Annotated in this window: 9 protein-coding genes; 6 read left to right on the top strand and 3 right to left on the bottom strand. The window is 72.7% G+C overall.

All coding sequences use genetic code 11. The annotated features are described in order from the left end of the window. Positions 1-1,149: a lipid-transfer protein gene (locus tag DDQ41_RS12985; RefSeq protein ID WP_109294651.1), complete on the bottom strand. Its 1,149-nt coding sequence runs from the start codon at positions 1,147-1,149 to the stop codon at positions 1-3. Positions 1,150-1,218: 69 nt separating this feature from the next. On the opposite strand from DDQ41_RS12985, the gene DDQ41_RS12980 reads away from it, so the two are divergent. Then, on the top strand, positions 1,219-2,790 hold the full coding sequence (locus DDQ41_RS12980) for a FadD3 family acyl-CoA ligase (protein ID WP_109294650.1): 1,572 nt from the start codon (positions 1,219-1,221) through the stop codon (positions 2,788-2,790). Positions 2,791-2,854: 64 nt separating this feature from the next. Here the strand turns inward: DDQ41_RS12980 and DDQ41_RS12975 are convergent, their stop codons facing one another. Further along, the gene (locus DDQ41_RS12975) at positions 2,855-3,124 is read right to left on the bottom strand and encodes a hypothetical protein (protein WP_109294649.1); all 270 of its coding nucleotides are present in this window, start codon (positions 3,122-3,124) and stop codon (positions 2,855-2,857) included. Positions 3,125-3,320: 196 nt separating this feature from the next. Then, a complete protein-coding gene (locus DDQ41_RS12970; RefSeq protein WP_109294648.1) occupies positions 3,321-6,284 on the bottom strand; it encodes an AfsR/SARP family transcriptional regulator in 2,964 nt (987 codons plus the stop codon). A 183-nt stretch (positions 6,285-6,467) separates the two neighbouring features. Between DDQ41_RS12970 and DDQ41_RS12965 the strand changes: the two genes are divergently transcribed. The 5 genes from DDQ41_RS12965 to DDQ41_RS12940 all read left to right on the top strand — a co-directional run bounded on the left by DDQ41_RS12965 (position 6,468) and on the right by DDQ41_RS12940 (position 13,607). Continuing rightward, positions 6,468-7,688: an amidohydrolase family protein gene (locus tag DDQ41_RS12965; RefSeq protein ID WP_109294647.1), complete on the top strand. Its 1,221-nt coding sequence runs from the start codon at positions 6,468-6,470 to the stop codon at positions 7,686-7,688. Positions 7,689-8,161: 473 nt separating this feature from the next. Next, a complete protein-coding gene (locus DDQ41_RS12960; RefSeq protein WP_109294646.1) occupies positions 8,162-9,085 on the top strand; it encodes an LLM class F420-dependent oxidoreductase in 924 nt (307 codons plus the stop codon). Positions 9,086-9,094: 9 nt separating this feature from the next. Beyond that, positions 9,095-9,847, top strand: a complete 753-nt coding sequence (locus DDQ41_RS12955; protein ID WP_109294645.1) for an SDR family NAD(P)-dependent oxidoreductase — start codon at positions 9,095-9,097, stop codon at positions 9,845-9,847. Between the two features lie 116 nt (positions 9,848-9,963). Next, a complete protein-coding gene (locus DDQ41_RS12950) occupies positions 9,964-11,082 on the top strand; it encodes an LLM class flavin-dependent oxidoreductase (RefSeq protein ID WP_109297708.1) in 1,119 nt (372 codons plus the stop codon). 785 nt (positions 11,083-11,867) lie between these two features. Then, positions 11,868-13,607, top strand: a complete 1,740-nt coding sequence (locus DDQ41_RS12940) for an N-acyl-D-amino-acid deacylase family protein (protein WP_109294644.1) — start codon at positions 11,868-11,870, stop codon at positions 13,605-13,607. Positions 13,608-13,626: the final 19 nt, after the last annotated feature.

Below are 13,626 nucleotides of genomic sequence, written 5' to 3'. Positions count from 1 at the left end.
TCAACTCCTCAGAACCAACGCTGAAGTCGGGACTCCCTCGCCCGCCGTCACCAGGCACGTCGACGCACCCTGTACCTGCGCCGTCGAAACACCGCGCAACTGCTTCACACCCTCGTTGATCAGGTTGAAGCCGTGGACATATGCCTCGCCGAGCCCCCCGCCGCCGGTGTTGAGCGGCAGCCGGCCGCCGATCTCCAGCGCACCCCCCTCGGTGAACGGCCCGCCCTCACCGCGCCCGCAGAAGCCGTACCCCTCCAGCGACAGCGGCACGAGCGGGGTGAACGCGTCGTAGATCTGGGCGACGTCGATGTCCTGCGGTCCGAGGTCGGCGGTCTTCCACAGCTGCCGGGCCGCGGTCCAGGCGGGGCCGGCGAGCGGGTCGTCGTTCCAGTAGTTGACCATGCCGTGGTGCTGGGCAGGCAGGCCCTGGGCGACGGAGTGGACGTAGACCGGGCGGTGGCGGCAGTCGCGGGCGCGTCCGGCGCCGACGACGACGCAGGCCAGTGCCCCGTCCGTCTCCAGGCAGTTGTCGAAGAGGCACAGGGGTTCGCTGATCCAGCGCGACGTCATGTACGTCTCCCGGGTCAGCGGGCGTTCGTACATGACCGCCGCCGGGTTCTGGTTGGCGCGGTTGCGGCAGGCCAGCGCGACGTTGAAGAGGTGGTCGCGGGTGGCGCCGTACTCGTGCATATAGCGCCGGGTGAGCATGCCTATCTCGTCGGCGGGGCGCAGCAGCCCGAACGGCCGGGTCCACTGCCCCGGGGTGGGCAGCTGGGCCTTGGTGTTCTTCCAGGGGCGCGGCCCCGAGCCGCGTTTGCGGGAGCGCCAGGCGACGCCGACGTTCGCCTGCCCGGTGGCGACGGCCGCGGCGAGGTGGGCGACGGTCGCGCAGGAGCCGCCGCCGCCGTAGCCGGCCTTGCTGAAGAAGGTGACGTCTCCCGCGCCGATCGCCTTGGCGATCTCGACCTCGTCGGTCTCCTCCATGGTGTAGGAGGCGAAGGCGTCGACCTCGGCGGGGCTCACGCCGGCGTCGTCGAGTGCGGCGAGGATCGCCCGGCAGGCCAGGGTCTTCTCGGATTCGGGGAGGTGTTTCGCGAAGGCGGTCTGGCCGATCCCGGCTATCGCGGTCGCGTCCTTCAGGGTCGCCATGCGGGGCAGCGTACAGCTAATCTGACGGTTAGTCAGCTATGGGGCGGTCGACGGCGGGAGGGTCGGGTCATGCGCGGCGATCTGGAGTGGGGCTCCATCCCGAGGCTGGTGCGGAGTGCCGCGGAACGCCACGGCGAGCGGGAGGCCGTCGTCGAGGGCCGCACCCGGGTGAGCTACGCCGAACTGGGCGAACGCGTCGAACGCGCGGCCGCCGCCTGTATCGCCGCGGGCGTCCGGCAGGGGGACCGGGTGGCGGTCTGGGCGCCGAACACGCTCGAGTGGATCGTCTCGGCGCTGGGCGCGGTGACCGCCGGCGCGGTGCTCGTACCCCTCAACACCCGCTTCAAGGGCACCGAGGCCGCCTACGTCCTGGCCCGCTCCCGGGCGAGGCTGCTCTTTGTCACCGGCACGTTCCTGGGCACCTCCTACGTCGCCTCGCTGCGGCGTGCCGAGGTCGAACTCCCGCATCTGGAACAGGTGGTGGTGCTCGCCGACGCCGCACCCGAGGACTACCGGACATGGAAGGACTTCCTCGCGGACGGGGACGCGGTGCCGGCGTCCCTGGTGCGTGCACGGGCGGACGCGGTGGAGCCGACGGCCCCGTCGGACATCGTCTTCACCTCGGGTACCACGGGCGCACCGAAGGGGGTGGTGACCACCCATGCGCAGACACTGCGCTGCTTCGAGACCTGGGCCGAACTGGCCGGGCTCCGGGAGGGCGACCGCTATCTGATCGTGAACCCGTTCTTCCACACCTTCGGCTACAGGGCGGGGATCGTCGCCTCCCTGACGAGGGGCGCGACGATGGTGCCGCAGCCGGTGTTCGACGCGGACACGGTGCTCGCGAACATCGCCTCCGAGCGGATCTCCGTCCTCCCGGGCCCGCCGACGCTCCACCAGGCCCTGCTCGACCACCCGGCGCGGGACGCGCACGACCTGTCGGCACTGCGCCTGGTGGTGACGGGCGCGGCCGTGGTGCCGCTGCGCCTGGTCGAGCGGCTGCGGCAGGAGTTGCGTATCGCGACGGTGCTCACGGCCTACGGGCTGTCGGAGGCGTCCGGCATCGTGACGATGTGCCGTCGCGGCGACGACCCGGCCACGATCGCGGCGACGTCGGGGCGGGCCATCCCGGACACCGAGGTGCGGGTGCTCGCCGGGCCGGGGGAGCCGGGGGAGGTCCTGGTACGCGGACACAACGTGATGCTGGGCTACTTCGAGGACCCGGTGGGTACGGCGGAGGCGGTCGACGCGGAGGGCTGGCTGCACACGGGCGACGTGGGAGTCCTCGACGAGGCGGGGAACCTGCGGATCACCGACCGGATCAAGGACATGTTCGTCGTGGGCGGTTTCAACGCGTATCCGGCGGAGATCGAGCAACTCCTCGGCCTGCACCCGGACATCGCCGACGTGGCGGTGGTCGGCGTGCCGGACGGGCGGCTCGGCGAGGTGGGGAGGGCCTACGCGGTGCGCAGGCCGGGTGCCACGCTGACCGCGGACGACCTGATCGCCTGGTCGCGCCGGGAGATGGCGAACTACAAGGTGCCGCGGTCGGTGGAGTTCGTGGCGGAACTGCCGCGGAACGCGAGCGGGAAGGTGCTGAAGACGGAACTGCGGGCGCGCGCCGAAGCGCGCGCCCGCTGAACGCACCGCGGCCGCGGCGGCTCCCCCTCCGCGCCGCCGCGGCCGCACCCCGTCGTGTGCGGTCTCAGGGCTTGGGAGGGGCGGGCATGTGGTTGTCCATGGTGGTGATGCCGCCGTCCTTGGGGGGAGCGGGCATGTGGTTGTCCATGGTGGTGATGCCGCCGTCCTTGGGGGGAGCGGGCATGTGGTTGTCCATGGTGGTGATGCCGCCGTCCTTGGGAGGGGCGGGCATGTGGTTGTCCATGGTGGTGATGCCGCCGTCCTTGGGGGGAGCGGGCATGTGGTTGTCCATGGTGGTGATCTCTTCGTTTCTGTACTTGTCGCTCACCGTCATCAGCTCCCCACTGGATCGGATCGGCCGGCAACGCCCGCTCGGCGACTCCCCCGTGGGTCGCCGAACGGGCGTTTCGGGACCGCTCACCATAGCGGTGGCCCCCCGTGCGATCCGTCTGCCCCCCGCTACGACGGACCGTTGCAGTGAGCATGCCGTGTCGGCATAAACAAACGCTGAACGAGCAGTTCGAAGGCGGTCAGGCAGCGGCGAGCGGGCTGAGGAGTTCTCTCACCGTGTCCGCTTCCACGGCGCCCAGTTCCTCGTAGAGCGCCAGTGCTTCGCGCCAGCACGCCTGGGCGCGGCCGCTCTGGCCGAGGGCGTCGAGTGCCCTGCCCAGCAGGGTCAGCACATTGCCTCGCATCCTCTCGCCACCGATGCAGCCCGTGGCGATGGCCTGTTCGGCGTGCTGTGCGGCGGAGGCGGCCCGCTGGGCCTTGAGATGGGCCTGGGCGATGCGGAAGTGGGTCGTGCCCTCCCACAGGCGCTGCCTGTCCTGGCCGAACATCCGCAGTGCCTCGTTGAGCTGCTGTAGTGCCTCGGGGTGCCGACCGGCCTCCGTCAGGGCCATCCCGAGGGCGTATCTGCCGTTGGCGAGCCGGACGGTGAGCCCCATGCGGTCGTAGATCTCGATGCCCTGCCGGGCCAGGTCTATGGCACTGTCGGTACGGCCCATGAGCAGATGCACGCGGGAGAGGTTGCACAGGGCACTGGCGGCACCGGGGAGGTTCCCGTCGGCCTGCCAGCCTCCGACGGCGTGGAGCAGGTGCTCCTCGGCCTCCTCGTGCCGGTTGCGGATGCCGGCGATGATGCCGCGGTCGTTGTCGGCCCAGTGCACGGGTGTGCTGTCGTTCGCCGACAGCGCGAGCGCACGTGCGGCGACCGCTTCGTCGTCGGCCTCGTCGTAGCGTCCCGCCACGAGGTGGACGCTGGTCAGGGTCGTCCTGGCGCGCCCTTCCGCGAGGGAGTCGCCCGCCGCGCGGGCGGCGTCGCGGGCGGCGAGGGCCGCGGATTCGTACTGCCTGCTGTTGGCGCCGGACTCGGCGAGGTCCTTGGCCGCCCACAGCAGGTCCACGGCCCGGCGCAGCCGGGTGCCGACGAAGGACTGGCGGGCGCATGCGAGCAGGCTGTTGGCTTCGCGGTAGAGCCAGTCGACGGCCTCGTGCCGGTCGGTGAAGGCCAGCCCCCCGTAGGCGGTGGGGGCGAGGTGGTCGACGAGGCGGTCGCCGGGCCGTTCGAGGGCGAAGACGCGGGCGGTGGTGGCGAGGTAGAAGTCCAGCAGCCGGGAGAGCGCGGCCTCGCGTTCCGCCGGGGGCTGTTCGTCGCGTTCGGCGCAGGCACGCGCGTAGAGGCGGACGAGGTCGTGGAAGCGGTAGCGGCCGGGGGCGGCGGACTCGAGGAGTGAGGTGTCGACGAGGGCTTCGAGGAGGTCCTCGGTGTCGTGTTCGGGGAGGCCGAGTGCTGCCGCGGCCGCGGTGAGGGAGATGTCGGGGCCGTCGGCCAGGCCGAGTAGGCGGAAGGCGCGGGCCTGTGCGGGCTCGAGCTGGCCGTAGCCGAGTTCGAAGGTGGCCTTGACGGCGAGGTCGCCGGCCTGGAGTTCGTCGAGGCGCCGGCGTTCGTCGGCGAGTTTGGCGGCGAGTACGGAGACGGTCCAGGTGCGGCGTGCGGAGAGGCGGGAGGCGGCGATGCGGATGGCGAGGGGAAGGAAGCCGCAGGCGGCGACGACGTCGAGGGCGGCTTTGCGCTCGGCGGTGACGCGTTCGTCGCCGACGATGCGGGTGAAGAGCTGGAGTGCCTCGTCGGGTGACATGACGTCGAGGTCGACGAGGTGGGCCCCGGCGAGGTCGACCATGCGGACGCGGCTGGTGACGAGGGCGGCGCAGCCGGCGGTTCCGGGCAGCAGGGGCCGGATCTGGGCGGCGTCGCGGGCGTTGTCGAGGAGGACGAGGATGCGGCGGCCGTCGAGGAGGGAGCGGAAGAGGGCGGCGCGTTCGTCGAGGGTGTCGGGGACGGCGGTGTCGGCGGTGCCGAGGGCGCGGAGGAAGGCGCCGAGGACGGTCTCGGGTTCGGCGGAGCGGGCGCCGGCGCCCTGGAGGTCGATGTAGAGCTGGCCGTCGGGGAAGTGGGGCTTGGCCTCGTGCGCGACGTGGACGGCGAGGGTGGTCTTGCCGACGCCGCCGATGCCGGCGAGGGCGGAGACGGCCATGACGGTGCCGTCGGCGGAGGCGAGGCGGTGGCCGAGTTCGCGGACGAAGGAGGCACGGCCGGTGAAGTCGGGGACGGTGGCGGGGAGCTGGGCCGGCCGGGCCGGCTGGGGCGCCGTGGGTGCGCTCTGTTCGGCGGGGCGGGCGAGTTCGGTGTCGGCGCGGAGGATGCGCTGTTGGAGGGTGGACAGTTCGGGGCGGGGGTCGACGCCGAGTTCGTCGGCCAGGAGTCTTCGGGTGTCGGCGTAGACGGCGAGTGCCTCGGCCTGGCGGCCGCTGCGGTAGAGGGCGAGCATGAGGAGTTCGCGCAGGCGCTCGCGCAGGGGGTGCGCGGCGGTGAGGGCGGTCAGTTCGGAGACGGCCTCGGCGTGGTGGCCGAGTTCGAGGTCGAGTTCGAGGCGGGTCTCGAGGAGCTGGAGGCGCCATTCCCCGAGTCGGGCGCGCTGGGTCTCGGCGTAGGGGCCGGGGACGGAGGCGAGGGGTTCGCCGTCCCAGAGGCCGAGGGAGCTGCCGACGAGGGTGCGGGCCTGGTGCCGGTCGCCGCCGGCGCGCGCCTTGTCGGCCTCGGCGGCGAGTTCCCGGGCGACCCGGAGGTCGAGGGCTTCGGCGGGGACGCGTACGGCGTAGCCGCCGGACTCGGTGACCAGGATGCCGGGTTCGAGGATCTTGCGCAGACGGGAGGCGTAGGTCCGTACGGCGGCGAGGGCCTGCGAGGGCGGGTCCTCGCCCCAGATGGCGTCGATGAGTTCGGCGGAGGTGGCGGTGCGGCCCTCGCGGAGGAGGAGGGCGGCGAGGAGGGCGCGCTGCTGGGGCGAGCCGGGGGGCAGGGCCTCGCCGCGGTGCCAGGCGCGGACGGGGCCGAGCACGCTGAAGCGGAGGTGCCCGTCGCCGTCCGCCGGGTCCCAGGTCCGCGGCCCCGGAGTGTGTGGCTGTGCGGAGGGTTCGTCCTCGTGGTGCATCGCTACCCCCTGCCGGTACCGCCTTCGTCCCGAAGTCCTCGCGCTCGTGTCGCGGGTTCGTCCCGGACAGTCTGCCTTGTGGGGGCCTGGCTCGTCAGCAGGAGGTGGGGCTCGGCACAGGAACCGCCGGATCCCCCCGACACATAGCTGACGGTTCGTCAGATCGGCGTTACCGTGGAAGGCATGGAGAACTTCCCGAAGATCATCTCGGTGGACGACCACACGGTGGAGCCCCCGGGCGTCTGGCGGGACCGGCTCCCGTCGAGGTACCGGGACAGCGGGCCCCGTGTCGTCCGCGCGCCGCTGAGGGAAATGACGTTCCTCGGCGGCAGGTTCGCCCCCGTCATGGGCGCGCCGGGCGACGAGGGCCCGGTCGGGGACTGGTGGGTGTACGGGGACCTGCACCGCCCGCTGACCCGGCTCGACACCGCCGTCGGCTACGACCGCGACGAGATCAGGCTGGAGGTCATCACCTACGAGCGGATGCGGCCCGGCTCGTACAGCGTGGCGGACAGGCTGGCGGACATGGACGTCAACCACGTCCAGTCCGCCCTGTGCTTCCCCACCTTCCCGCGCTTCTGCGGCCAGACGTTCACCGAGGCGAAGGACCGCGATCTCGGGTTGCTCTGCGTACGCGCCTACAACGACTGGATGGTGGAGGAGTGGTGCGGGCCGGAGGCCCGGGGCCGGCTGATCCCGCTCACCCTGATCCCGCTGTGGGACGCGGAACTCGCGGCCGCCGAGGTGCGGCGGAACGCGGCCCGCGGGGTCCGGGCGGTGGCGTTCTCGGAGATACCCCCGCACCTCGGCCTGCCGTCCGTCCACACCGGCGAGTGGGACCCGTTCCTCGCGGCGTGCGACGAGACCGGGACGGTCGTGGCGATGCACATCGGCTCCTCCTCCAGGATGCCGTCGACGTCCGCCGACGCCCCGCCGGCCGTCGGCTCCACCATCACCTTCGCCAACTGCTGCTTCTCGATGGTCGACTGGCTGATGAGCGGCAAGTTCGAGAGCTTTCCCAATCTCCGGGTGATGTACGCCGAGGGCCAGATCGGCTGGATCCCCTACATCCTGGAGCGCGCGGACGTGGTGTGGGAGGAGAACCGCGGCTGGGGCGGCGTGGCGGACAAGGTGCGGCGGCCGCCGTCGGAACTCTTCGCCGGACACGTCCACGGCTGCTTCTTCGACGACGCCTTCGGCCTGCGGAACCTGGACGCCATCGGGGTCGGGAACGTCCTGTACGAGACGGACTACCCGCACTCCGACTCCACCTGGCCCAGGTCCCGAGAGGTGGGCGAGGCGCAGATGGGGCACCTGCCCGCCGACGTGGTGGAGCGGATCGTACGCGGGAACGCGATCGAGCTGCTGGGGCTGACGGAGGACGGGCTCTGGGCCGGGCCGTGAACCATTCCGCGGGACATGCTCCGGGCCGGGCCGTGAACCGCCCCGCCGACCGGGGCGGGCGGACCTCGCGGCAGGCGGGGGCGGACATCCGCCCACGGCCGCCGCCGAGGGCATACGACGGCCACCCCGGCCGAGGGCATACGGCGCGCACTCCGGCCGAGGGCATACAACGCCCACCCCGGCCGAGGGCTTCGAGGCGCGCGCCGCCTGCGCGCACCCGCGCACCTCCTGTGCGTACCCCCGCGGCCTCCGGCCGGCCGGGAGCGGAGTCCCCGGCCAGGCGGACCCGAGCGGCGCTCCCGCGCACCCCTTGCCCGATCGGGCCCCGGCCAAGACCATGAAGAACCGCCTGGCACGGCCGGCAGGGCCGGCACGGCTGGCGCGGCCGAAACGCCTGATAGGGCTGACGTGACTGACGTGACTGACGTGCCGGCAAGGCGAACCATCAGAGGCTTCGGCGAAGGGACCGGCACATGGTGGTGTACGGGATGCAGCTCCCGGTTCAGTCGCAGAGCACCGTCTTCGCCGAGTGCTGGGAGGCGGCCGCGGGCCCGGACGACCTGGTCGCGATCGCCCGCACCGCCGACCGGGCCGGCTTCGCCTACATCGCCGTCTGCGACCATGTCGCGATCCCGCAGCGCCTCGCCGGGGCGATGTCGACCGTCTGGTACGACCCCGTCGCCACGCTGTCCTTCCTGGCCGCGGCGACCGAGCGGGTGCGGCTGCTCAGCCATGTCGCCGTCGTCGGGCTGCGCCATCCGCTGGTCACCGCCAAGCAGTACGCGACCCTCGACCACCTGTCCGGTGGGCGGCTGGTCCTCGGGGTCGGCGCAGGGCATGTGCGCGAGGAGTTCGAGGCGGTCGGCGCCGACTTCGAGGGGCGCGGCGCCCTGCTCGACGAGACGATCGACGCGCTCAGGGCGGCGCTCGGACCGGAGGAGTTCCCGAGTTTCGCCGGGAAGCGGTTCGCCTTCGAGGGGCTCGGGCAGAGACCGCGGCCCGCCCAGGCCCGGGTACCGGTGTGGGTCGGCGGCTCCTCGCCTGCCGCCGTGCGCCGGGCCGCCCTGAAGGGGGACGGCTGGCTCCCGCAGGGCGATCCACGCGACCGTCTGCCACGGCAGATCGCCCGGTTGCGGACGCTGCGCGAGAAGGCCGGCGTCGGGGACCCCCTCGTGGTGGGCGCGATCACCGAGCCCCTGTACGTCGGCCGCGCCGGCTGGGACACCGGCCGGCGCACGCTGACCGGCGAGCCCGAGGTGCTCGCCGAGTCGCTGCGCGAGTACGGCGCCATGGGGGTGGACCAGATCCAGGTGCGGTTCCGCAGCCGTAGCCGCGGTGAACTCACCGACCAGATGGCGGCCTTCGCAGCGGAGGTGGCTCCGCGACTCGGACGTTAGGGGTACGGCATGGGGAAGCTGGACGGGCGCGTCGTCATCGTCACCGGTGCGGCCCGGGGGCAGGGGGAGGCGGCGGCGCGGCTCTTCGCCGCGGAGGGTGCCCGGGTCGTCCTCGCGGACGTCCTCGACGACCGCGGCGAGGCGGTCGCCGAGGAGATCGGGGGCCTGTACGTCCATCTCGACGTCGGCGACGAGGACGGGTGGGCCGCCGCCGTCGCGTCCGCCCGGGGCGCCTTCGGCCGTGTCGACGGTCTGGTCAACAACGCGGGCATCCTGCGCTTCAACGAACTGGTCAGCACCCCGTTGGAGGAGTTCCAGCAGATCGTCAGGGTCAACCAGACCGGCGTCTTCCTGGGGATCAGGACCGTCGCGCCCGAGATGGCGGCCGCCGGCGGCGGCACGATCGTCAACACCGCCTCGTACACGGCGCTCACGGGTATGTCGCACGTGGGCGCGTACGCCGCGACCAAGCACGCGATCCTCGGCCTGACGAGGGTGGCCGCCATCGAGCTCGCGGCGAAGCGGATCCGGGTCAACGCGGTGTGCCCGGGCGCGGTGGACACCCCGATGAGCAACCCGGACGGCGCGGAGCCGGAGGCGCTGGACGGCCTGTACCGGCGGCTGGTGCCGCTCGGGCGGGCCGGGCGCCCGGAGGAGGTGGCGCGGCTGACGCTCTTCCTGTCCTGTGACGACTCCTCGTACATCACCGGCCAGCCCTTCGTCGTGGACGGAGGCTGGCTGGCCGGCGTCAACGTGATCTGACGTAGCGTCAGACAGGGTCCCCGGCATGTCTTGACGCTCCGGACGCACGGTGGAACAGTCGGTCGACAACAGATCTGACGATGCGTCAGAAACGTAGGGACGGGACGGTGAAACCCGTGGAATTCGGGCTCTTTGTTCAGGGTTACGTCGGCAGGCGCGCCGAGACCGACCCGCTGGCCGAGCACAGGGCGCTCATGGAGGAGACCGAGTACGTCATCCAGGCCGACAAGTCGGGCTTCAAGTACGCCTGGGCCTCCGAGCACCACTTCCTGGAGGAGTACTCGCACCTCTCCGCCAGCGACGTCTTCCTCGGCTACCTGGCCCACGCCACCGAGCGGATCCATCTCGGCGCGGGCATCTTCAACCCGCTGGCGCAGGTCAACCACCCCGTCAAGGTCGCCGAGAAGGTCGCCATGCTCGACCACCTCAGCCAGGGCCGCCACGAGTTCGGCTCCGGGCGCGGCGCCGGCTCGCACGAGATCCTCGGCTTCCTCCCGGGCATCACCGACATGAACCACACCAAGGAGATATGGGAGGAGACCATCGCCGAGTTCCCCAAGATGTGGCTCCAGGACGAGTACCAGGGCTTCCAGGGGAAGCACTGGTCCCTGCCCCCGCGCAAGGTCCTGCCCAAGCCCTACGGGAAGTCCCATCCGCCCATGTGGTACGCGGCCGGATCCCCGCCCTCCTACGCCATGGCGGCCCGCAAGGGACTCGGCGTGCTGGGCTTCAGCGTCCAGAAGGTCTCCGACATGGAGTGGGTGCTGGAGCAGTACAAGACCGCGATCCGCGAGGCCGACCCCGTCGGCGACTACGTCAACGACAACGTGATGGTGACGTCCACCGCCGTCTGCGCCCCCACCCACGCGGAGGCGGTGCGCACCGCGGCGGCCGGCGGTCTGCACTACCTGCAGTCACTGGTCTTCCGCTACCACGACACCTTCCCGCGGCCCGAGGGCTTCCCGGTCTGGCCCGAGACCCTGCCGGAGTACGACGAGGAACTCATCGAACTCCTCATCCAGGAGGAACTGCTGATCTGCGGGGACCCCGACGAGGTGCTGGCGCAGTGCAAGCGGTGGGAGCAGGCGGGCGCGGACCAGCTGTCGTTCGGCCTGCCGATCGGGATCTCCAGGGAGGACACCCTCCGAACGATCCGGCTGGTCGGCGAACACGTCATCCCCAAGATCGACACGGATCCGGTGCACCGCACGACGCGTTTCCGCGAGGCCGCGTGACCGTGGTCTGAGGCTCAGGCCGGCGCCGTCCCCGGCGCCGGTCCGGGCCCGGGTACCGGTCTGGGGCCCGGTCTCGGTCTCGGTTCGGGTTCCGGTCCCGGGTGCGGGTCCGGGGCCCGGTCTAGGTCCCGGTCTCGGTCCGGGTTCCGGTCCTGGTCTGGGGCCCGGTCTCGGTCTCGGTCCGGGTTCCGGCCCCGGTCCCGGTCCTCTGGGTCCCCTGGGTCCCGGTCCGGATCCGGATCTCTCCGGGGGCGGCCCGGTCCGGATGCCGACCGGATGCGGACCGCATCCGGGTCGGCCCGTGCCGGCTCCGCTCCGTACGGGGCCGCCCCCGCCGGTCCGGGTGCCGGCCGGCCGACTGCCACGGGGACGCTCGTTCCACCACCGGTGACGGGGCGCGCCGTCCTGAACGGGGGGCGCGGCCCCGCGCACCAGAGGACCGCGGGCGGTGGCATCCCGGGCCGCCTCCCGCATCCGGCCCGGTCGGAGGGTGGGGCGGCCGCGGCCGGCCGCCCCACCCCCGATCGGGTCACATCCGCTCCGCCCCGCTCCGCCCGCTCTGTTTCCGTATCGCTTCCCCGTCCCCGTAGCGCTCCGCCCCGCTCCGACCCGCTCTCCCCGCTCCGCTCCGACCCCTCCCGCGTCCCCTTCCCTGTCCCTGTCCCTCTCCCTCCTGCTCTCCTTCCCCCTCCCCGCGCGGCTCTTCCTCCCCGTACCGACGACCACCCACCCGCCCGCCCTCCATCCGGCGCGACCCCGGCGCCCCGCACGCGAAAGGGACGACCATGCTCGACCACCTCATCACGCGCGCGACCCTCGTCGACGGCACCGGCGCCCCGGCCCGAAACGCCGACGTCGGCATCCGCGACGGCCGCATCGCCGTGATCGCCGGCCCCGGCACCGTCACCGAGGAGGCACGGACCACCGAGGACGCGACCGGGCTGGTCCTGACCCCCGGCTTCGTCGACCCGCACACGCACTACGACGCCCAGCTGTTCTGGGACCCGTACGCCACCCCGTCCCTGAACCACGGGGTCACCACGGTCGTCGGCGGCAACTGCGGGTTCACCCTCGCGCCGCTGAGCCCCGACCGCCCCGAGGACGCCGACTACACGCGGCGGCTGATGTCCAGGGTCGAGGGCATGTCCCTGGTCGCGCTGGAGGAGGGGGCGCCGTGGGACTGGCACGACTTCGGCGAGTACCTGGACGGGCTCGACGGCCGTATCGCCGTCAACGCCGGCTTCATGGTGGGCCACTGCGCCCTGCGCCGCCATGTCATGGGCCCGGCCGCGACCGGCGGCCGGCCCACCGGTGAGCAGCTCCGCCGGATGACCGCGCTCCTGCGGGACGCCATGGACGCCGGCGCCTGGGGGCTGTCCACCACCCAGTCGTCCACCCACACCGACGGCGACGGCGCCCCGGTGGCCTCCCGGCACGCGGAGCCCGCCGAACTCCTGGCGCTCTCCCGCGCCGTCGGCGAGCACGAGGGCACCCAGCTCGAGGCCATCGTCGCGGGCTGCCTCGACCGGTTCGCGGACGCGGAGATCGACCTGCTCGTCGAGATGAGCGCCGCCGCGGGCCGGCCGCTCAACTGGAACGTGCTCACCGTCGACGCGGCCGTCCCCGATCGAGTCCCCCGCCAGCTCGTGCCCAGCGAACGGGCCCGCCGGGCGGGCGGCCGGATCGTCGCCCTCACCATGCCCATCCTCACCCCGATGAACATGTCCCTGGGCACCTTCTGCGCCCTCAACCTCATCCCCGGCTGGGGCGAGATCCTGGGCCTGCCCGTCCCGGAGCGGATCGCGAGGCTCCGCGACCCGGACGTCCGCGCCCGGATGCTGCGGCGTGCCCGATGCCCGGAGGCGGGTGTCTTCCGCAGACTCGCCGACTTCGACCGGTACGTCATCGGCGACACCTACTCCGCGGCGAACGACGGACTCACCGGACGCGTCGTGCGCGACATCGCCGCCGAGCGAGGCCAGGGCGCCTTCCGTTGCCTGGTGGAGATCTGCGCCGACGACTCCCTGCGTACGGTCCTGTGGCCGATGCCCAGCGACAACGACCCGGCCAGCTGGGCGCTGCGGGCGGAGACCTGGCGGCACGAGGACGTTCTGCTCGGCGGCTCCGACGCGGGCGCGCACCTGGACCGGATGTGCGGGGCGCCGTACACCACGAGGTTCCTCGGCGACTGCCTGCGCGGCCGGAAGCTGGCGGGCCTGGCGGAGGCGGTGCGGATGCTGACCGACGACCCGGCGCGGCTGTTCGGGCTGCGCGGGCGGGGCCGGGTCGCCCGGGGCCACCATGCGGACCTGGTCCTCTTCGACCCGGAGCGGATCGACGCGGGACCGGCGACCCTCGTGCACGACCTGCCCGGAGACAGCCCGCGGCTCGACTCCCGCGCGGAGGGCGTGGTGTCCGTGCGGGTCAACGGGGTCGAGGTCATCCGCGAGGACCGGGTGACCGGCGCCGTGCCGGGCCGGGTGCTGCGCTCGGGCCGCGACACCGGGACGGTGGGTACCAGGTGACGCGGCAGCCCGACTCGCC

This window comes from Streptomyces spongiicola, from assembly GCF_003122365.1.
Classification (GTDB): Bacteria; Actinomycetota; Actinomycetes; order Streptomycetales; family Streptomycetaceae; genus Streptomyces; species Streptomyces spongiicola.
The sequence above is the reverse complement of the archived record's forward strand: the minus strand, read 5'-3'. Positions and strand labels throughout refer to the sequence as shown.

Excerpts from the sequence above, each read along its gene's own strand:
- DDQ41_RS12985 (WP_109294651.1), bottom strand. The coding sequence starts at position 1,149 with ATGGCGACCCTGAAGGACGCGACCGCGATAGCCGGGATCGGCCAGACC.
- DDQ41_RS12980 (WP_109294650.1), top strand. The coding sequence starts at position 1,219 with ATGCGCGGCGATCTGGAGTGGGGCTCCATCCCGAGGCTGGTGCGGAGT.
- DDQ41_RS12975 (WP_109294649.1), bottom strand. The coding sequence starts at position 3,124 with ATGACGGTGAGCGACAAGTACAGAAACGAAGAGATCACCACCATGGAC.
- DDQ41_RS12970 (WP_109294648.1), bottom strand. The coding sequence starts at position 6,284 with ATGCACCACGAGGACGAACCCTCCGCACAGCCACACACTCCGGGGCCG.
- DDQ41_RS12965 (WP_109294647.1), top strand. The coding sequence starts at position 6,468 with ATGGAGAACTTCCCGAAGATCATCTCGGTGGACGACCACACGGTGGAG.
- DDQ41_RS12960 (WP_109294646.1), top strand. The coding sequence starts at position 8,162 with ATGGTGGTGTACGGGATGCAGCTCCCGGTTCAGTCGCAGAGCACCGTC.
- DDQ41_RS12955 (WP_109294645.1), top strand. The coding sequence starts at position 9,095 with ATGGGGAAGCTGGACGGGCGCGTCGTCATCGTCACCGGTGCGGCCCGG.
- DDQ41_RS12940 (WP_109294644.1), top strand. The coding sequence starts at position 11,868 with ATGCTCGACCACCTCATCACGCGCGCGACCCTCGTCGACGGCACCGGC.